This is a genomic window from Variovorax sp. E3 (assembly GCF_016082275.1).
Classification (GTDB): domain Bacteria; phylum Pseudomonadota; class Gammaproteobacteria; order Burkholderiales; family Burkholderiaceae_C; genus Variovorax.
The window spans coordinates 1-18,683 of the sequence record NZ_MOWM01000156.1; the positions used below are offsets into that span (position 1 = coordinate 1).

The window sequence follows — 18,683 nt, forward strand, 5'->3', positions numbered from 1 at the left end:
CTCGCAGCTTGCGCACCATCTCCCACATGCCGCGGCGCAACTCCACGTCGACGCCGGCGGTGGGTTCGTCGAGAAAAAGAATCCGGGGTTCATGCGACAGCGCCTTGGCGATCATCACGCGGCGCTTCATGCCGCCCGAAAGCGCCATGATCTTGCTGTCTTTCTTGTCCCACAGGGACAGGTCGCGCAGCACCTTCTCGATATGGGCCGGGCTCGGCGGCAGGCCGAACAGGCCGCGGCTGAAGCTCACCGTGCCCCATACAGTTTCGAAGGCGTCGGTGGCCAGTTCCTGGGGCACCAGGCCGATCTTCGTGCGGGCGGCCCGGAAGTCGGTGACGATGTCGTGTCCATCGGCCAGCACCGTGCCTTCGCTGGGGTTGACGATGCCGCAGATGATGCTGATCAGCGTCGTCTTGCCCGCCCCATTGGGCCCGAGTAACGCGAATATCTCCCCCCGGTGGATGTCCAGGTCGATGCGCTTGAGCGCTTGAAATCCGGACGCGTAGGTCTTGGAAAGCTGATTGACCGAGACGATAGGCGGCACGGGACCTCTTTGCTGTCTGGATGGGAAAGCCTGAAATCTTAACTGCGGGTCGTTGGATCGTGGCTCTCGGTGCAGCCGCCGGCGCGGAGGCTGGCTGCACATGGTCGAGTCTTGCGATCCGCAAGTTCATCGGGACTTCCTTCGCGTCGACATCTGGTGACGCCAGCCCATGAACGCGCCTCCAAGTCCGATGTGCGAACAGGCGCAGATCCTTGCCCGATCCTCCGCGGCGACTGATCGGCTCCCCCAAGGAGCACATCGGTCTCGGCCGTCGGGCGCGCGCAGGCGTGCCGGCCGGTGATCTCACCTCGCGAGCCGGGGATCACCTTGTTTGTGCAGCAGCGAGGCTTGTTGCCAGGTCGAACGTCGTCGCAGGCTTCTTCAGGATCTCGTCCGCGCGCGGTTCCCATTGCGTAGTCGCTGTGGATGTGACCGCTCAGCAGCAGGATAGGAGGGTCTTTCGAATCGCGCGAATCCCCTCGATCAGCGCGGTGCCTGAAAGTCCTGGCATGCGTTCGTCGGTGATCACGGCGTCGAAGCAATTCGGATGAGCGCGAAATGCCGCCAATTGCAACTGGCGGATGTGCGTGCCAGCAAGGTAAGTCGAACTAGCCTCGACCATCGGTTGCCTTGGGAGGCACGGCGAATCGCCCATCTTCAAGGTCGGGGCCCAGCGACGGGTTATCCGCTGAGTCTTGCAGCATGAGACGTCCCTTCTGAGTGACTGCCAGAACAGTCGCCGCTTTTTTGTATGTCTCGCCGTCCTGAACAGCGCCTGGTGGCGGAATGAAGGCCATGATCAAACCAGCCGCTCTTAGAACGCTGAGTTTGTTGATCTCCGAGACTTCGTAAACCTCATAGGGCAGGCACTTTTCGGCGATCTTCCGCAAACATTCCATCGTCATTTCGATTCCTCATCTTTTCACCTCTTGTGGTGCGACAAAGCCGTACGCGCGGGCGAGCATGTCCAGTCGTCAAAGCTGCCCGGGCAGCGAACCCCCATTTGTGCCGTGCATACGCGAGGAAGCAAGAGCCCCAGGTAATTGAAGCTACGAACCGTGAATGGGACATGGAGGTTCTCTCAATGTGAGGTGCCGCGATGCAGACGCGTGCCGTACTGATCCGTCGTGGCAGCAGCAAGATTGGTCGACATCTGCCTTCGGCTTTCGTGCGATCAGCGCTCAACGGGCAGGAGGTCGAGTTGGCGGACCAAGATGACAGGCATTGGGGGATATCGGCCGCTGAGACGCAAGCCGTATAGCGCAGCTCGGTCCTTGGTTTTTTCGCGGCACCGCCGACGCGGGCGTGACCGAGCATGTCATGCGAGACACGGCCGCCTGCCTGGCGATGCCGGCTACAGGGGAAAACACCTGAATTCGAGCAACACTTGGCGGCGATCTAAGCTCCTTCACCATGACCACCACCGTTGTTGATTTCGATTTTCCACAAGGCTGGAGCTGCTGGCTTGAACTTCAGCAGACCGTGGATGGAACTTATGCGGGCAAGGGCGGGCAAGGCCGAACTGCTCGAGGAAACCTGCAACGCTGTGTGCTGACCATTTCGCAGCAACCGAGCTGTGACTCAGCGCGCGAACGCATCTGTAGCGCCATATGCTCGCGAATCGACCGGCTGGCCATCGCCCCGTCTTCGCTGGCCGCCTGCGCGATCCGGCCGAAGGAGACGGGCCATTCGCTGGGCACGGCATCCCTGTCTCGGCGGGGCGCGGCGAGATCACCCTCGCGCCGACCCGCCAACCCGCCGCCCCGCCGACCGGTGGGTCGAGCAAGGCATCGCGCCGCCCGATTAGGTCACGCTGACCACACCCGCCACCACGCCCGCGGCCAGCGGCCTGATGTGCGCCTACCCGCGCATGCCGGCCTACCACAGCGGCAGCATCACCAGCGCGGCCAGCTTCTCATGCCGGTAGGAGTGCCAACGCAGCAAGCCCTGGCGGCCGACGCTACGGCTTGGGCGCTCTTTTCTGCGGCGCGACTTCCAGTCCGATATTGCCGCTGAGAAACAGCTGCGTCGCGATTGGCGCCATCTGCGCGCGGGTGAACCGGTTGTCAGTGCCCAACCACGTGAACATCCAGTTGAGCAGGTTTGCAGAACGCCGTTTCTTGCGATTCACATTCCGAAAGCGCCACTGTGCGGTCGCCCGGTGAGCGCTATCGCCGTCTGGATCGTCAGGACGAACATCGGGTTGGTGCCTGATCGCCATGGCAAGGCGAAGCGACCTCGACGTACGGGCTCGTGGCGCAAAGTCCGGCGGCCGCGGCCTGAAAGACAAAACACATCAGGAACTCGCAGTTGTGGTGCTGCGCTTCGACGCCGAAGTCGATCCCCACAAGTCGCCACTCGCCATCGGACTTGCAGAGGGGCGACAGGAGCTGGCGACCTCTCGCCTCGAGATGGCTTCGGTTTCGAACGATCGAGATCGCTTTTTCGATCCCGAGGGCGCTCGGGCGCCCCTTCTCATCGGCGATGACGACTTCCGTGCCGTCCGGAAGCACCGCCATCCACTCATCCTGGGGAAGAGCGAGCCGGCGGATGGGCAGGAACTCATCGGGAATGGCGAGCATTGCTTCGTCGCGCAGATCCGAGGCCAACGGAAACCTCGCGCGTTGCTCAATGCGTGACGATGAGTGCGGCAGCCTGCGAGAAGTGATCTTCCAGGTGCGCACAGTGCTCCACGGCTTCGATCGTCGCTCGACGAATACGATCCTCGACTGAGGTTTTCTTCGCGGCAGGCATCGCATTCGCTCTCGCCGCTCTTGCAGCGCAGGCCAACCGGCTCAGCAGCGCGTTGGCATCGAATCGATAGTGCCCACCGAACTGCAAATGCCTTTGCATGAGGCGGGCCGACTGGTCGCGAAGCCAGATCTCGCCGAGATCTTCGCAAGCTGCTTGCTGGGTCAAGTGATGAGACATGACGGGCTCCTTGCATGGGTCGGAGCTGGCGGGATGCGAGCTCATGAAAGTGAGGCGGGCAACGTCTCGCCGGGATTGAAGCGTAGTCATCCGATTTCGATGGCGCTCTCCGTTTCTTGCGCTCGAAATATCCCGTCGTGGCGAAGCGGTTTCGGCTTCAACAGGAGCGCGGAGACCGCTTGAGCGACCAGCGCCTCGGGCAAGTCGGAGCGTGGCTCTCGTCGTGGCTTGTACCGGAAGGTGCATCTGACGGGCACCTCTTGCCAAGACATCAATTTGACTCGCGCCGCAAGAATCGGAGTTTTGAATGGCGGCCGGATTTCTATTCTCGTGCTCAGGTCATCGAGTGACTTCGATGGTCCTTCCGAAACTACTTTGAGGATTTCCAAATGAGCAAACAAGACGACAACAAGGCCGTCGTCGGCCGCTGGTTCACCGAGTTCTGGGGCAAGAATCCCAACCTGGCGGTCATCGATGAAATCGCCGCGCCCGACATGCTGCTGCACTACTCGCTGCACGAGCCCCGCCGTGGCCGCGCCGACATCAAGGACTTCATGACCGGCTTTCGCAAGGCGTTCCCCGATCTCAATTTCTGGGGCACGGCCGACCTGATCGCCGAAGGCGACTACGTGGTCGGCCAATGGGAAGGCGGCGGCACCCACACCGGCACCGCCCACGACGACTTCCTGATCGGCGCTCTGCCTGCCGCGACCGGCCGCAAGATGCACTTCACCGGCACCACGGTGCTGAAGGTGGTCGACGGCAAGATCGTGGAGGAGCGTGGCCTGGACGATGGCGTCGCCGCGCTGACCCAGCTCGGCCTGATCAAGCCGGCCGCCGTGAACGGCGACGCTTGATGCCACCGAGGTAGGAACGCGTGCTCCTCGTTCCATTGGCGTGGAGCACGCCGGACCTGTGCAAGAAGGCCCGCATCCTGCGGGCCTTCTTCGTTTCTTTGGGGAGCCGTGACGACGACGCGCGCCCCTTCTACAGGACATCACGCCCATGATCCGCATCGGCTACGCACCTGGCGCCTACGATCTCTTCCACGTCGGACACCTCAACCTTCTGCGACAGGCAAAAGCGCATTGCGATTTCCTCATCGCCGGGGTGGTGGCGACGATGTCCTGATTGAACACAAGGGCGTGAAGCCGGTGATCCCGCTGGCCGAGCGGCTGGAGATCGTGCGCAATGTGCGCTGCGTCGATGCGGCTCATCCTGCCTTCACGAACGACAAGGTGGCCATGTGGAAAGATCTTCGCTTCCACGTGGTGTTCAAAGGTGATGACTGGAAGGGCACCGAAAAGGGCAACCAGCTCGAACGCAGCTTCCGCGAGCTTGGCGTGGAGATTGTCTATTTCCCCTACGGAACGATCACCTCGAGCAGCGCGCTGCGCCGCACGTTGCGGTACATCGACGAGTTCTCATGATGACTGAAATAGCATATCGTGCCCCTGTTGCGCAATCGTTGATCGCGTGGGTCGCCGCGACAAGCCGCAGCGCGTGCGCGCAGCACATTGCCACGTCACGCCTCGATCAAATGCGGCTCGAAGACCTCGTACTGAATCTCCTGGATCTGGACGTCGAAGAGGCCGCGCAGATCGACGCGCTGGCCGGCTTTGATGCGCCATTCGAGCGCTCCCCGAAGCGCTTCAACGAGGCGCTGCCACACGCCATTCGCCAACTCGGTCTGTCCCGGCTGTTCGCAAGAACGCATGACGGCGAACACCATCGCAGCGTTTGCCCCGCGGCCTACAACGAGCGCACCGGCGAGCATCATCCGCAGGAGATGGCTCGTTGGCGCGCCGACTTCAGGGCGATGTCGCCAGAGCAGCAGATGGTGGCGGCAACCATGGTCTGGATGTACCGCGCGGGCCCCGATTCGATCTGGCTGCGCCGTGTTCCCTGCACGTGGAAGGCGTCGGAGGCCTTGCACTACATGCGCGATACGGGCTGTCTCGCCGTGTGGCTGCAGCTCGTCGCGCGATACCCGGGCTGGTGAGCGGCAAAAAGAAAATTCAACCGCAAGGAGTGGAGTTTCAGGACGAGACTGGATTCCTAGACTGGCCTCACCCTCCAATCTCAGTGAGCAAATGCCATGAAGACCCGTTCCTTCTCCGCGTTCAAATACAGCTTTCGTGCCCCGGGAAGCCGGGTGGAAGGCCCCATCCGCTTCGCCGTCGGCCAGGCGGTGCTCGGCATGGTCCTCGTCGGGCGAAGCCAGCGCGGTATCTGCGCCATCTTTCTCGGCAAGGACGCGCAAGGCTTGCGCGATCAGCTCGCCGAAGCATTTCCGGACATCGAACTGCTGGCCGATCAACCGGCGCTGGCGCGCGAACTCAACCAGGTCATCGCTTTCATCGACAAGGACCAGGCCGAGGGCGTGCTCGACCTCGACATCGGCGGAACCGCTTTCCAGCAGAAGGTCTGGCAGGCGCTGTGCGGCATCCCTTCGGGCCAGACGCGCAGCTACGGCGAGGTGGCGCGGGATCTCGGCGTGCCGGAGGCCGTTCGTGCCGTGGCGGGCGCTGTGCCGCCAACGTGCTGGCCGTCGCCATTCCTTGCCATCGCGTGGTGCGCAGTGATGGCGCCATGTCCGGCTATCGCTGGGGCGTCGAGCGCAAGCGTGCCCTGCTGGCCGAGGAGCTTGCGGCATGAGCCTCTCGCCGTGGTGCCGGATCTTTCACGACGCGAGGTAAGCATGGAAACACGCGCGCTTTTCGAGGTCACGGCGCGGGACCCGCGTCAGCGCCTGGGGCCTGCCGCGGTGGTGCTGCGCGGATTCGCACTGCCTTGCGTGCGCGAGTTGATGCCCGCCGTCGAGAACATCGAGGCCGTGTCGCCGTTCCGGCACATGGTGACGCCCGGCGGCTTCACCATGTCGGTCGCGCTCACGAATTGCGGCGCCCTGGGATGGACGACCGACCGGCGCGGCTACCGCTACACCGCCGTCGACCCCGAGACCGGCGAGCCCTGGCCGCGCATGCCGGATGTGTTCGCGCGGCTGGCGAACAAGGCCGCGGAGGCGGCGGGGTTCGAGCATTTCGAGCCCGATGCCTGCCTGGTCAACCGCTACGCGCCCGGCGCGCGGCTGTCGCTGCATCAGGACAAGAACGAGCGCGACTACGACGCGCCCATCGTCTCGGTGTCGCTCGGCATGCCGGCCACGTTCCTGTTCGGAGGTCACGCACGCACCGACGCCGCGGTCAAGGTGCCGCTGCACCACGGTGACGTGGTGGTGTGGGGCGGCGTCGATCGCCTGCGCTATCACGGCGTGATGCCGCTCAAGGATGCGCCCCACGCGCTGCTGGGCAGCCAGCGGATCAACTTCACTTTTCGCAAGGCGGGGTGAGGTCCGGAATTCAACCGCAAGAGACGGAGTTTTCGCCCGCGACGAAGCCCCTAGAGTGGGCGCCGTTGCCGAGGTTGCCCATGAACATGACTTCCACCCACCTGATGGACGCGCTGTCCGACGCGCGTCGCCAGGTCGAGTCCTATTGCCAGTCGCTGGTGGATGCCGGCGCGGCGCGGTGGTGGATCAACGACGACGGGGATACCGAACTGCACCTGGACAGCGGCGAGGCGTACCTGTTCGGCGAGCAGGGCGTGACCCGGCTGAAGTGAACAGACGGCCGACCTTCGACCGATTCGACAAGGAGTGCATCATGAATATGTTTTTGAGCCCACTGGATTCGCCGCTGGGCGCCATGCTGCTCGTCACCGATGCGCAGCAGGTGGTGCGTGCGCTCGATTTCGCCGACCACAGGGCGCGGCTGAATCGCGGCCTGCGCGAGCACTATGGCGAGGTGGCGCTGACCGACGCACAGGCCCCGGCCGAGATCGCCGAGGCCCTGGCCCGCTATTTCGAAGGTGAGCTGGACGCGCTGAACGTGTTGCGCACGGCGACGGCCGGCTCGGAACTGCAGCACCGGGTCTGGGCCGCGCTGCGCCGCATCCCGGCGGGCAGCACTTCGACCTACGGCAAGCTGGCCAGGGAGCTCGGGTTCGACGACCCGCGCGCGGCCATCGACATGGGCGCGGCCAACGGCGCCAACCCGATTGCCATCATCGTGCCGTGCCACCGCGTCATCGCCAGCAACGGCGACCTCAAGGGCTATGCCTGGGGCGTGCACCGCAAGCGCTGGCTGCTGGCGCACGAGAAGGCGATGGCGGTCAAGGAGAAAGCGCCCGAGCCGCAGACGGCCACGCTGCCGGGGTTCTGATCTTGAACGGAAGCATTGCAGCGGATCTGTCACCGGGCGCGTACCAGCGAGCCACCCGATTCCTGTCCGATCTGGATGAGGACTGGGCGCGCCACATCGCCGCAATCGGCCCCTGCCGGCATGAGGCCAAGCCCGCGCGCGAACCCTACGAAGCCCTGGTGCGTGCCATTGCCTACCAGCAGTTGCATGCCAAGGCGGGCGACGCCATCCTGGGGCGGTTGCTGGCGCTCTACCCGGGCGCATCCTTTCCGGCGCCCGGGCAGTTGCTGGCAAGCGATGCCGAGTTGCAGCGTGCCTGCGGCTTCTCGGCCACCAAGCTGGCGACCATTCGCGGCATCGCCCAGGCCACCGTCGACGGCGTTGTTCCAGGCCTGGAAGAAGCGCGGCGCCTGCCCGACGCCGCGCTGATCGAGCGGCTGGTCTCCCTGCGTGGCGTGGGGCGCTGGACCGTCGAGATGTTCCTGATCTACTCGCTGGAGCGATCGGACGTGCTGCCGGTGGACGACTTCGGTGTGCGGGAAGGCTACGGGCGCCTGAAGCACCTGGAGAAGGCGCCCACGCCGCGTCGGATGCGCGAGATCGGCGAAGCCTGGAGCCCCTTCAGGACGGTGGCCGCCTGGTATTTGTGGCGCCTTCCCGCCCGATGACTATCGGCCGCAAGAATCGGAGTGCTTGCGATGGAAGCCCTGCTTATTCTGGCCTTGTGATTGATGATGACAGGAATATCCGCCATGAGTACGACCCTTGCCTACGAAACCGAAGACGACCGCTGGACGGCCGTCCAGGCACGCGATGCCGCCGCCGACGGCCGCTTCGTCTACGCCGTGCGCACCACGGGCGTGTATTGCCAGCCGAGTTCGACGGCGCGGCTGCCCAAGCGCGAGAACGTGGAGTTCTTCGATTCGGCCGAGGCCGCGGAGGCGGCCGGCTACCGCGGCAGCCGCCGTGCCCATGGCGACCAGACCCGTGCGGCGGCCGAGCGCGCCGCGCTGGTGGCACGCGCCTGCCGAATGATCGAGGCCTCCGAGACGCCGCCCCCGCTGGACGATCTCGCGGTCGAGATGGGCATGAGCCCGTTCCATTTCCACCGCCTGTTCAAGGCCGAGACCGGCTTGACGCCCAAGGCGTACAGCTCGGCCTACCGGGCCCGCAAGCTGCGCGAGGAACTGAGCAGCCCGCGGGCCTCCATCACCGACGCCATCTACGGTGCGGGCTTCAACTCCAACAGCCGGTTCTACGAAGCCTCCGAGCAGTTGCTGGGCATGCGCGCGCGGGACTACCGGGCCGGCGGTGCCGGGGCGGTCATTCGCTTCGCGGTGGGGCAGTGCGCGTTGGGCGCCATCCTGGTGGCCCAGAGCCAGCGCGGCATCTGCGCCATCCTGCTGGGCGATGACCCCGACGGGCTGGTGCGAGAGCTGCAAGACCAATTCCCCAAGGCCGAGATCATCGGCTGCGACGGTGAGTTCGAGCAGTTGATCGCCCAGGTGGTGGGCTTCGTCGAAACGCCCTCGATCGGGTTGAACCTGCCACTGGACGTGCAGGGCACGGCTTTTCAGGAGCGCGTCTGGCGTGCGCTGCGCGAGATCCCTCCGGGCACGACCGCGAGCTACGCCGAGATCGCCGATCGCATCGGCTCGCCCAAGGCGGTGCGCGCCGTGGCGCAGGCCTGCGCGACGAACCACATTGCCGTGGCCATTCCCTGCCACCGCGTCGTACGGCGCGATGGCGAACTGGCCGGCTACCGCTGGGGCGTGGATCGCAAGCGCGAGCTGCTGCGCCGCGAGGCCCAGGGGTGATGGCGGCCATGGACGCGTTGGACTGGACGGCCATTGCCGCGCAACTGGACCGTGAAGGCTTTTGCCTGCTGCCCGGCTTGCTGGGCGCCGATGCCGCCCGCGGCCTGGCGCTGCAGGTGGCGGCCCCGGACGCCAGCCGCGTGACGCTGGAATCCGGTGACCTGGGGCGCGGCGAGTTGTTCTACTTCCGCGCCGGCCTGCCGCCTGCGCTGGCGCAATGGCGCTCGGCGCTCTACCGCCGCCTCGTCGTCATCGCCAACCGCTGGAACGAGACCCTCGGCGTCGCGCATCGCTATCCGGCGGAGCTGGACGATTTTCTTCGCCGCAACCAGGAGGCAGGCCAGACGCGGGCGCAGTCCTGTCTGAGCCGGCTCGGCGTGGAAGACCGTGTGTCGCTGCACCAGCGCAACGACGGCGAGCAGGTGTTTCCCTTGCAGATCGTCGCGCTGCTGTCCGAGCCGGGCACCGACTTCCAGGGCGGCGAATTCGTGATGACGGAGCAGCGCCCGCGCATGCAGTCGCGGCCGATGGTGTTGCCGCTCAAGCTGGGCGACGCGGCGATCATCGCGACGGCCGAGCGGCCGTTCAAGGGCTCGAAAGGCTACTACCGCGTCAACCTCAAGCACGCCGTCAGCCGCGTGCGCAAGGGCGTGCGCATCGGCCTCGAGTTGTCGTTCCACGACGCACCGTGATACGGAAACAGAACTGCACATGCTTGCCTTGAACAAAGCATTCACGCTGCTCGGGCCGGACGGAAAACCCTGCGCCAGCGCGACGCCCGGCACCCTGGGAGGCCATCGCGGCAACAGGCTCTACGGCCGCCTCGACTGCCGCGCCGCGCTGCAGGCGATTGCCCGCGGCGGCTATGTGAGGCACCGGGTGTTCTTTGCCGACGAGGCCGCGGCCGTCGCCGCCGGTTACCGGCCGTGCTCGGTGTGCCTGCCTGAGGAATACGCGGCCTGGAAGAAAGGCCACGCCTTCGAGGCCTCCGGCGCGGTCCGCAAGGAGCCGCGCCCATGAGCGCGCTGTTGCCCGTGTCGGTAGCCACCGCCCTCCTTGCGCGACACGACACCCTGGAATCCGGCATCGACACCGCGGATTGGCGCGCGGCCGAAGATGACCTGGGGCGTGACGCTTCGCCGTGTTGCCTTCGCTGCTGACACCGGCCCGGTGCGATGAACTCGCGGGCTACTTCTTCGAGGAAGCGCGCTTTCGCAGCCGCATCGTGATGGAGCGCTACGCGTTCGGCCGGGGCGAGTACAAGTACTTCAGCTACCCGCTGCCCGATGCGGTCCAGCGCCTGCGGCAATCGCTGTATCCCCATCTGGCGCCGATCGCCAATCGATGGCATGCCGCCATGCGGATCGACGCGCGCTTTCCGGCGACCCATGGCGAGTTTCGCGACGTCTGCCATGCCGCCGGGCAGCGTCGGCCAACGCCGCTGCTGCTGCGGTACCAGGCCGACGACTATTGCTGCCTGCACCAGGACCTGTACGGCGAGCACGTCTTCCCGTTCCAGGCCATCTTCCTGCTCGACGAGCCGGGCCGCGACTTCGAGGGCGGCGAATTGCTGCTGACGGAAAGCAACCCGAAGAAGCCCGGTCGCGCGGACGTGGTGCCGCTGCGCCAGGGCGATGCCGTGGTGCTCGCCGTCAACCATCGTCCCGTGCGTTCCGCGCGAGGCTTCTACAGGGCGAATCTGCGTCACGGGGTCAGCCGGCTGCATTGGGGGCAGCGGCACACGCTGGGCATCATTTTTCACGATGCAAAGTAGCCCGGCATGGGGTTTTCTTCCGGCGGACTGAGATGCCCCTGCTGAACGACAACATGGCCGTTGCCGAGGAGTGGTTGACGGCGTTCTGGGGCAAGCGCTTCGACCCCGACATCGTCGACAAGTTGGGGGCCAGTTGCATGACGTTGGTCTACTCACTGCATGAGCCGTGCCGCGGCATCGATCAGATCCGGAACTTCATGCTGGATTTCCGCAGGGCTTTCCCTGATCTCGAGTTCCGAAGAAGCAGCGCACTTGTCGCCAACGGGGATTGCGTCCTATGTCAATGGGAAGGGAGCGGCGTACATAGTGGTCCTCCATTTGGCAACTTCGTCATCGGCGCTCGGCCTGAATCGACCGGCCGCAGGATGTTTTTCAGCGGCACGACGATCCTGAGGCTTCACGAAGGAGAAATCACCGAGGAAATCCGGTTGGACGATGTCGATACTTTGCTGCGGAACCTGAGGCTGCGACCTGCGCCAGTTGATTCAAATTCGCACGTCTGCATTGCCTGGCGTGCGCTCCCTTGCCAGCAAGGCGCTCTGCACCCTTTCTCCCCATCGGCAAATGGACAGCGCACCATCCGCCGCGACGACACGGTGGCACGGAACAGCAATGGCAAGTTTGTTGCGACGGCACACCTGCGCCACGCTCGCGGCGGCCTCAGGTGCCGCACCGATCGATCGCGCGATGTCGGAAGGGGAAAGGGTCTTGCCGGGCGGGCACCGCCTGACGGCGGCCCAGATCATCTGCTCGAAATCTCCCCCACGAATGTCAAGCGGAAGCTCGCGATGTTCAAGCGGGTTCTGGATGCTTGCGAGGACGCATGCCACGATGTCCCGATGGACGTTCATGATCGGATCGAGGTCATCGTCCGGAAAGTCGAATTGAAGCTCGGCAACCAGCTTCGTCGGATCTTCGCCCAGATAGATGCCGCAGATTCCAAGCGCGTTGATGGCCACCAGGGCAACGCCGAACGAGGTTTCGCGGACGTCGAATCGAATGCCGTTGTTCATTGCAGTCTAGAAGTTGATGAAATCCAGTACCTGATCCAGCTCGGCCTTCAATGCGAGCGCATCCTCTAGGCACGCGTGATCCGGAAAAGCCAGGACCAGCTCTGCCCGCACGCATTGACGATCCGTGTCGGTGATCACGGCGCAAACACCATCCTTGCTGCGCGCAACCAATACGTGAAGGCCGAAGGATTCACGGGTGGCAAAGGCGATCTCGTCGGCCAACGGAATATCTGCCGCGCTGCGAACCGATTTGCTGAAGGTCTGGGGTGCACTTGGCATGTGGTGACGTCTCGATTCGGGGGAGGGCGACTGATTCGGGAAGCAATGCATTGGAACTCCATGAAGCAGAGAGAGAGCTCAACTCGCATGCTTCTCCGCGACACGACGATTCAAGCGGGCAAAGTGGCCTCACAAAACAGAGAGGCCTGTCTGGGTGAGACTGTAGTAATCGGCGCCGAGACACACGCTCCGTTTCTTGCGTTCGAAGTCAGATCCCTCCTTGAGCCCCAACGAGGAAGATATCCAAACCGACAATCTGTTTTGAACCTCGATGGCAGTGCCATCAACACTGACGAAAGCGCTGCGTGAGGTGGTCGTTCGCCGACTCACATCCTCCCTGTCGCGGGCTCAGGCCATGAGTCCGGGTACGTTCTTTCGCAGTGGACTTTCTTCTCGCGTGACGAAAGCTTGGCGCCGGAGTCCGGCCGAGTAGAGAGATCGCATCTCTGTGTGGATCGGGCGGCTGGGCGACCTCAGGACCGTTTCGGGCAATCGGCGGATCGAGTGTCCGACGGAGCTTTGGCGCTGTGCCGCCGGACCCCCGCGATTGGTTTCTCGCGAGTGCACCTCTTTGTCTCGCTATGCAACCGGATAGGTGCAAAGGATCGCGTGAATTCAGAGTACGAATCCGACAGCCTGCCCTCTGGATTTGATCTGCAGACCGCTGTCTGGGGTTGATGCCTAGCTGACCAGCTGCGCGCGCGCCAGTTGGCCCAATCGGCGCACGCCGGAATCCATCCGCTCATCCCACGCATGGCCAGCGCTCAAGCGCAGGCAATTGCGATAGCGGCGGCTGGCCGAAAACACATCACCCGGCGCAAAGCAGATTCCGTTTTCCAGCGCCTCGTCGAACAATGCGCGCGAATCGAAGTGCTTCGGAAGCTCCAGCCAGAGCATGAACCCCCCGGTGGGACGGCTCACTCTGGTTCCAGGAGGAAAGCTGGCCTCGATGGCCCGGACCATCTTGCCCAGGTTCTCCTCGAGGACGCGACGCAGCCGGCGCAGATGCACGTCGTAGGCGTTGCCGTCGAGGAACTGCGCGATCGCAAGCTGCGGCAGGACCGGCGTGCTGAGGCTGAACGCCAACTTGCGCTCCATCACGCGCTGCGCGTAGGCGCCCGGTGCGATCCAGCCGACGCGGTATCCGGGCGCGAGGCTCTTCGAGAAAGAGCTGCAGTAGATGAGCTTGTTCTTGCCGTGGTCCAGCGCGATGAACGGCTTGGGGCGCTCGCGGCCGAAATGAACGTCGCCATACACGTCGTCCTCGATCAGCGGTATGGCGTGCTTTGCGAGCAGCGCGAGCAGCAATCGCTTGTCGCCCTCGGCCATCGCGCAGCCCAGCGGATTGCTGAAACCGGACGACAGTACACAAGCCGCGACGGTTTCCTTGTCGAGCACGCGCGCCAGCGCGGCGATGTCGACGCCGCGTATCGGGTCGGTGGAAAGCTCCAGCGCCTTCAACCCCAGGACTTCGAGGGTGTGCAGCAGGCCGAAGTAGGTGGGCGACTCCACCGCGATCGTGTCACCGGGCTTCGCCACCGCGCCCAGTGCCAGCATGAGGGCCTCCGTGCAGCCGCCGGTGATGAGGATGTCGTCGGGAGACAAGGCGTGGCCCGCGCGCATCGAACGCTTGGCGATCTCGCGGCGCAACGCGGCCTCGCCGCGTGGCGGGCTGTAGACGTTGTGGCCCGCGCCGTGCTGACGCGCCATGCGGGCCAGCGCGAGATCGAGCCGCTGTGATCGCAGCAGGCCCGGGTCGGGCACGGCACAGCCCAACGGAACGAGCGCGTTGTTCGATGCATGCTCCAGCAGCGCCGCGACGGCGCCGCTGATCGACACGGTCGACGCCTGGTGCGGGGGCGGGAGGTGGAGGGCAATGCAAAGCCGGTGTGGCGCGCGCCCGATACGTAGAAGCCCGACTGCGGCCTGGCCACGAGGACGCCACGATCCTCGAGCAGGCGATAGGCCTGCAGCACGGTCGCGATGCTGATGCGGTGCTGCTCGCTGACGCTGCGCACGGAGGGCACGCGCATGCCCGGTGACAGCGCGCCCTTGTCGATCATGCCGACGACGAGCTCGGCCAGCTGTTCATAGCGGTAGGGGGCGTGTGCTTCCATGAAGGGGCGGTCCTGTCGGGAGGGGCATTCTCGGCCACGCGGGCAGCTCTCGACAAGCCAACTGTGATGGTCGAAAAATGGAAAAACTGTGGCTGTTCCGGTTTCCATCCGCCCGCTACGATTCTTCGGATGCAAGCTGTCCAAACAAGAGGCGACGCCACTTTGTCGCAATGGCGCGGAAGATTTCCCTACAACGAAATCATTTCGCTGCTCGATGTCAACCGACCGTTCAACCTGGCAGAAAGCACGTCACAGGATCTGACGGTCGGCGAACTCCTGGCGCTTCCTGGCCTGGAAGATATCCGCGATCTGAAGCTCGGCTACGGCCGGTCCGCCGGTTTGCCCGCGCTGCGGCAGGCGATCGCGGATGGGTGCGATGTGCCGGCGGAATGGGTGCTGACGACGCAGGGCACGGCGCTGGGCCTCTTCCTGCTTGCATTCGAGACTTGCCGCGCCGGTGATGAAGCGGTGCTTGTGACGCCCTGTTTTCCGCCCAGCCGTGACAGCCTGCTGGGCGCCGGAGTAACGGTGCGCGAGGTGAAGCTCTCGTTCGAGAACAGCTACCGTCTGGATCTGGAGCGGATCGAGGCCTGCCTGACGCCGAAGACGAGGCTCGTCAGCATCGCCTCTCCTCAGAACCCGAGTGGCGTTCGTGCATCGCGGTTCGAGATCGAGGCGCTTCTTGCGCTGATCGAGCGCTCGTCACCTGATGCGCTGCTCTTCGTCGACGAGACCTACCGCGAAGCCAGCTATGGCGACGACCCGACGGTTCAGAGCGTTGCGGGACTCGATCCGCGCATCGTCACGGGTGCCTCTGTCTCCAAGGCCTTGGGCGCGCCGGGGCTGCGCACGGGCTGGCTCACGGTGCCCGACGCGGGCCTGCGAGCCCGGCTCACGGTCGCGAAGCTGAACACGGTGATCTCGGGCTCGGTGCTCGACGAAACCCTGGCCACGGCCTTGCTGCGCAACAGGGCGCGCGTGCTCGAGCCGCGGCAGCGTCTTCTTGGGGATGCGCTGGCCACCCTTTCAAGCTGGTGCCAGGCCGAACGCGGCCGCATCGAGTGGGTCAAGCCCGACGCGGGCGCGCTGTGCTGCCTGCGGCTGCGCGCCGAGGTCTTCGACGATGCCGCCGTCTCGCGCTTCTGGGCACTCTTGCCCGACCACGACCTGCAACTTGCATCGGGGCAGTGGTTCGGCGAAGCCCAGCGCGTGTTTAGGCTCGGCTTCGGCTATCTGCCGCCCGCGAAGCTCCAGCCGGCGTTGGCGGCGCTTTCGTCGAGCCTGGATGCGGCATTGCGCTGAGCAGGGAGTTCAGCGGTAAACATCAACGGTGCATTTCAGGCTGAGGAGCGGGAATTTTTCTTTTTTATTTCATTGGAGCCGAGGCATGAAAGTACGTATCGCCTACATCGAGGAGCCGCCTTTTTACTGGACGGGAACGGATGGACGTCCGACTGGCGCGGACATCGAACTCGCCGACGTCGTGCTACGGGCGATCGGCGTATCGGACATCGAGTACCACAAGACCACCTTCGGGGAATTGCTGCCCGGTGTGCAGCAAGGACGCTGGGACATGAACGTGCCGATCTTTGTGACACCTGAGCGCTCGAAACTGGTCACCTTCAGCGCGCCGGTCTGGACGCTCGGCGACGGGTTTCTCGTCGCGAGAGGTAACCCAAAGGCGCTGACGGGCTACGAAGCGGTCGCTGCGCACAACGGTGCGAAGCTGGGTCTTGTCGTGGACACGGTGCAGATCCAGACGGCCAAATCCTCGGGTGTGGCTGACGATCAGGTCGTGGTGTTCGACGATCAGCCTTCGGCGGTGGCCGCGCTGCTGTCGGGGAAGATCGATGCCTACGTGGCCACGGCTGTCGGCAACCGGGCCCTCGCCGCCATCTATCAAGAGCTCGAGGCCGTCGCGGACGGAAAGAAATCCGACGGCCGCCTTCCGGTCGGCGGCTTCTCCTTCAACAAGGAGAACCACGCGCTCATTGAAGCGGTGAACAAGCAGCTTCGCGCCTACCTCGGAACGCCCGACCATCGCGCCCGTATGGCGAAATATGGCATCGCGGCCAGTGAGATCGATGGCGTGGTGGCAGGCTGAAGAATCCTCACGAACTGAGAAAGAAAACCATGAGGCGGTCCTACAAGGTGGTCGATGTCTTCACCCCCCACCCCTTCAAGGGAAATCCGGTCGCGGTGATCCTCGATGCCGAAGGGCTCGACACCGAGGCGATGCAAGCCATTGCCGGCTGGACCAATCTCTCGGAAACGACCTTCGTGCTTGCGCCATCCTCGCGCGAGGCGGACTACCGCCTGCGAATCTTCACGCCGCGAAATGAGCTCCCGTTCGCGGGGCATCCAACACTGGGAAGCGCCCATGCCGTCCTCGAATCCGGGCGCGCGCGGCCGCGCGACAACGGCCGGCTTATCCAAGAATGCGGGATGGGGTGCATCGCGTTGACCATGTCGGATCTCGATGGCGATCGCCGCCTGAGCTTCGAACTGCCGCCGGCCACGATCGATATGCTGGAGCAGGCGGCGCTGAGCGAACTGGAGGCCGTCCTCGGATGCGGGCCGAAAGTCGCGCCCGCCACGGTGAACGTGGGGCCGACCTGGATGGTCGCGCAACTCGAGGATGCGGAGGCCGTGCTCGCATTGCGCCCCGATCTTGCAAAGCTGGCAGCGCTTGAGCGCTGCCTGGGCGTCATGGGCCTCACGGTGTTCGGCGCGCACTCCTCAGGTGATGCCGCGATTGAAGTACGCACCTTCGCTCCCTCCTCCGGCGTGAACGAGGATCCTGTCTGTGGCAGCGGCAATGGCAGCGTGGCCGCATTCCTGTGGGCGCGGGGTTTGCTGCCTTCAGGCGGCAGTGACTATGTCGCTGCGCAAGGACGCTGTGTGGGACGGGCCGGACGCATCGAGGTGAGTTTCGATGCGCACGGCGGCATTCGCATCGGAGGCGCCTGCGTCACCTGCATCGACGGGTTGATGCTCAGATAGCTCGAGGGTCCTCGGCTCCATCGACATGGCAATACTTGTCCCCGTCGCCCTGGCCTATGACCGAAGTCATTCAGGCCGAGTTGGCGCTTTGTATCGTCATATACAGAGCCAAGTGTTGGTCATCTCGTAGATTTCACAAGAATCCCGATGCCCGACGCGGCGAATCAGGTCCTTCTTTCAGGAGAAATCACACATGAGCAATATCCAGCGCCTGCGACTGCCCGAGAACGAGCCGACATTTAGCAGCAACAAGGTCTTCGACCTCTTTCAGTATTCGCCCGCCGTCAAGTGGCGGCTTGGTTTTCATCGCCGGCCAAGTCGGCATTCGCCCGGATGGCACCGTGCCGAACAGTGCCGAGGAACAGATCGACCTGGCATTCAAGCGCCTCGGCGCGATTCTGGCGCATCAAGGCCTCGGCTTCGAAGATCTAGTGGAACTGGTGTCGTACCACGTGCGCATCGACGAACAGCTGACCGCGTTTCGAGAGATCAAGGAGCGATACGTTACGCGCGAATTTCCCGCATGGACCATCCTGGGAGTTGCCGCGCTGGCCCGCTCGAATTTGCTCATCGAGATCAAAGCAATCGCGGCTGTCAGGTAGCGTTCCGCAAGTGATGGGCCTCGATCATGAAGAGGTCGCTCTCACGCAGACGTGGCACCTTGATGACGAGGCGATTGGTCCGCTGCTGCAGGTCATGCACCTCGGCAAGAGGAGAATCTGCAAGAGCAGCGATTGCCTCTATCGTGCGTGGCAACAAGTTCTTTCGGAATTCAACATCCAGCCCTTGCACGGCGGCGCCTGCACCGGCACCGAGGGCTGGAACATCCCTCAAGACCGTCCGGCCTTCGCCGCCGTCAACCCGGCCGAGGGCAGCGTGACGGCGTCTGCCGAGACACTGGCCGGCGGAGAGCCCCAAGTGGCCATGTTGGGCTCCCGTCGCTTCTGCAAAGTCGTGGCGATAGCCAAATTTGCGACATTACAACTTTGCTCCCACACATATT

24 protein-coding genes and 4 pseudogenes are annotated in these 18,683 nt (G+C 64.2%); 19 read left to right on the forward strand and 9 right to left on the reverse strand.

Features of this window, described 5'->3' with window-relative positions; translation table 11 throughout:
* The 5 genes from BMG07_RS33615 to BMG07_RS33635 all read right to left on the reverse strand — a co-directional run.
* Positions 1–544 (reverse strand): ABC transporter ATP-binding protein (locus BMG07_RS33615; protein WP_198088135.1); only part of this gene is annotated, 544 nt, incomplete at its 3' end.
* A 608-nt stretch (positions 545–1,152) separates the two neighbouring features.
* The gene (locus tag BMG07_RS33620) at positions 1,153–1,449 is read right to left on the reverse strand and encodes a hypothetical protein (RefSeq protein WP_198088136.1); all 297 of its coding nucleotides are present in this window, start codon (positions 1,447–1,449) and stop codon (positions 1,153–1,155) included.
* A 1,055-nt stretch (positions 1,450–2,504) separates the two neighbouring features.
* The gene (locus tag BMG07_RS33625; protein WP_269759648.1) at positions 2,505–2,765 is read right to left on the reverse strand and encodes a hypothetical protein; all 261 of its coding nucleotides are present in this window, start codon (positions 2,763–2,765) and stop codon (positions 2,505–2,507) included.
* Complete coding sequence (locus BMG07_RS33630) at positions 2,731–3,153, reverse strand: hypothetical protein (RefSeq protein ID WP_198088138.1); 423 nt, start codon at positions 3,151–3,153, stop codon at positions 2,731–2,733. The genes BMG07_RS33625 and BMG07_RS33630 overlap by 35 nt, the downstream gene beginning before the upstream one ends.
* 19 nt (positions 3,154–3,172) lie before the next feature.
* A complete protein-coding gene (locus tag BMG07_RS33635) occupies positions 3,173–3,475 on the reverse strand; it encodes a hypothetical protein (protein WP_198088139.1) in 303 nt (100 codons plus the stop codon).
* A gap of 389 nt (positions 3,476–3,864) precedes the next feature.
* Here BMG07_RS33635 and BMG07_RS33640 point away from each other — a divergent pair, with 389 nt between their 5' ends.
* From BMG07_RS33640 to BMG07_RS45205, 14 genes and pseudogenes are all read left to right on the forward strand, one after another.
* Positions 3,865–4,332 carry an ester cyclase gene (locus tag BMG07_RS33640; protein ID WP_198088140.1) on the forward strand — a complete coding sequence of 156 codons (468 nt, stop codon included), beginning with the start codon at positions 3,865–3,867 and terminating at the stop codon, positions 4,330–4,332.
* A gap of 148 nt (positions 4,333–4,480) precedes the next feature.
* A complete protein-coding gene (locus BMG07_RS43315; RefSeq protein WP_269759649.1) occupies positions 4,481–4,606 on the forward strand; it encodes an adenylyltransferase/cytidyltransferase family protein in 126 nt (41 codons plus the stop codon).
* A gap of 14 nt (positions 4,607–4,620) precedes the next feature.
* Positions 4,621–4,905: a hypothetical protein gene (locus tag BMG07_RS33645; RefSeq protein ID WP_269759650.1), complete on the forward strand. Its 285-nt coding sequence runs from the start codon at positions 4,621–4,623 to the stop codon at positions 4,903–4,905.
* Positions 4,906–4,943: 38 nt separating this feature from the next.
* The gene (locus tag BMG07_RS33650; protein ID WP_198088141.1) at positions 4,944–5,477 is read left to right on the forward strand and encodes a hypothetical protein; all 534 of its coding nucleotides are present in this window, start codon (positions 4,944–4,946) and stop codon (positions 5,475–5,477) included.
* Positions 5,478–5,675: 198 nt separating this feature from the next.
* A pseudogene (locus BMG07_RS33655) lies at positions 5,676–6,133 on the forward strand (methylated-DNA--[protein]-cysteine S-methyltransferase).
* A 43-nt stretch (positions 6,134–6,176) separates the two neighbouring features.
* On the forward strand, positions 6,177–6,827 hold the full coding sequence (gene alkB / locus BMG07_RS33660) for a DNA oxidative demethylase AlkB (RefSeq protein ID WP_198088142.1): 651 nt from the start codon (positions 6,177–6,179) through the stop codon (positions 6,825–6,827).
* 80 nt (positions 6,828–6,907) lie between these two features.
* On the forward strand, positions 6,908–7,099 hold the full coding sequence (locus BMG07_RS33665) for a hypothetical protein (protein ID WP_198088143.1): 192 nt from the start codon (positions 6,908–6,910) through the stop codon (positions 7,097–7,099).
* A gap of 41 nt (positions 7,100–7,140) precedes the next feature.
* The gene (locus tag BMG07_RS33670; RefSeq protein ID WP_198088144.1) at positions 7,141–7,698 is read left to right on the forward strand and encodes a methylated-DNA--[protein]-cysteine S-methyltransferase; all 558 of its coding nucleotides are present in this window, start codon (positions 7,141–7,143) and stop codon (positions 7,696–7,698) included.
* 2 nt (positions 7,699–7,700) lie between these two features.
* Positions 7,701–8,345, forward strand: coding sequence for a DNA-3-methyladenine glycosylase (locus tag BMG07_RS33675; protein WP_269759651.1), 645 nt, complete (start codon positions 7,701–7,703; stop codon positions 8,343–8,345).
* Between the two features lie 84 nt (positions 8,346–8,429).
* Positions 8,430–9,494, forward strand: a complete 1,065-nt coding sequence (ada, locus tag BMG07_RS33680; RefSeq protein ID WP_198088145.1) for a bifunctional DNA-binding transcriptional regulator/O6-methylguanine-DNA methyltransferase Ada — start codon at positions 8,430–8,432, stop codon at positions 9,492–9,494.
* Positions 9,494–10,186 (forward strand): 2OG-Fe(II) oxygenase, encoded by a 693-nt coding sequence (locus BMG07_RS33685; protein WP_198088146.1) that lies wholly within the window; start codon positions 9,494–9,496, stop codon positions 10,184–10,186. Before ada ends, BMG07_RS33685 begins: the two co-directional genes overlap by 1 nt.
* A gap of 19 nt (positions 10,187–10,205) precedes the next feature.
* On the forward strand, positions 10,206–10,514 hold the full coding sequence (locus tag BMG07_RS33690) for an Ada metal-binding domain-containing protein (RefSeq protein WP_198088147.1): 309 nt from the start codon (positions 10,206–10,208) through the stop codon (positions 10,512–10,514).
* Positions 10,511–11,268, forward strand: a pseudogene (locus BMG07_RS33695) (2OG-Fe(II) oxygenase). Before BMG07_RS33690 ends, BMG07_RS33695 begins: the two are co-directional and overlap by 4 nt.
* Before the next feature lie 53 nt (positions 11,269–11,321).
* Positions 11,322–11,717 (forward strand): annotated as a pseudogene (locus BMG07_RS45205) (ester cyclase); the annotation flags it as partial.
* Positions 11,718–11,753: 36 nt separating this feature from the next.
* On the opposite strand, the gene BMG07_RS45210 reads toward BMG07_RS45205, so the two are convergent.
* The 4 genes and pseudogenes from BMG07_RS45210 to BMG07_RS44440 form a co-directional block, all read right to left on the reverse strand.
* Positions 11,754–12,281: a methylated-DNA--[protein]-cysteine S-methyltransferase gene (locus tag BMG07_RS45210; RefSeq protein ID WP_198088153.1), complete on the reverse strand. Its 528-nt coding sequence runs from the start codon at positions 12,279–12,281 to the stop codon at positions 11,754–11,756.
* 6 nt (positions 12,282–12,287) lie between these two features.
* Positions 12,288–12,560, reverse strand: coding sequence for a hypothetical protein (locus BMG07_RS33710; protein WP_198088148.1), 273 nt, complete (start codon positions 12,558–12,560; stop codon positions 12,288–12,290).
* Between the two features lie 681 nt (positions 12,561–13,241).
* A complete protein-coding gene (locus BMG07_RS33715; protein ID WP_307867192.1) occupies positions 13,242–14,399 on the reverse strand; it encodes a PLP-dependent aminotransferase family protein in 1,158 nt (385 codons plus the stop codon).
* 125 nt (positions 14,400–14,524) lie between these two features.
* A pseudogene (locus BMG07_RS44440) lies at positions 14,525–14,785 on the reverse strand (hypothetical protein); the annotation flags it as partial.
* On the opposite strand from BMG07_RS44440, the gene BMG07_RS33720 reads away from it, so the two are divergent.
* From BMG07_RS33720 to BMG07_RS33740, 5 genes are all read left to right on the forward strand, one after another.
* Positions 14,744–15,979, forward strand: coding sequence for a pyridoxal phosphate-dependent aminotransferase (locus BMG07_RS33720; RefSeq protein ID WP_269759654.1), 1,236 nt, complete (start codon positions 14,744–14,746; stop codon positions 15,977–15,979). The pseudogene BMG07_RS44440 and the gene BMG07_RS33720 overlap by 42 nt on opposite strands.
* A gap of 85 nt (positions 15,980–16,064) precedes the next feature.
* Positions 16,065–16,781 (forward strand): transporter substrate-binding domain-containing protein, encoded by a 717-nt coding sequence (locus BMG07_RS33725; protein ID WP_198088149.1) that lies wholly within the window; start codon positions 16,065–16,067, stop codon positions 16,779–16,781.
* A 29-nt stretch (positions 16,782–16,810) separates the two neighbouring features.
* Positions 16,811–17,680, forward strand: a complete 870-nt coding sequence (locus BMG07_RS33730) for a PhzF family phenazine biosynthesis protein (RefSeq protein ID WP_198088150.1) — start codon at positions 16,811–16,813, stop codon at positions 17,678–17,680.
* A 296-nt stretch (positions 17,681–17,976) separates the two neighbouring features.
* Positions 17,977–18,282, forward strand: a complete 306-nt coding sequence (locus BMG07_RS33735) for a RidA family protein (RefSeq protein WP_269759655.1) — start codon at positions 17,977–17,979, stop codon at positions 18,280–18,282.
* Between the two features lie 10 nt (positions 18,283–18,292).
* The coding region (locus BMG07_RS33740) for a hypothetical protein (protein WP_198088151.1) at positions 18,293–18,683 on the forward strand (391 nt) is incomplete at its 3' end.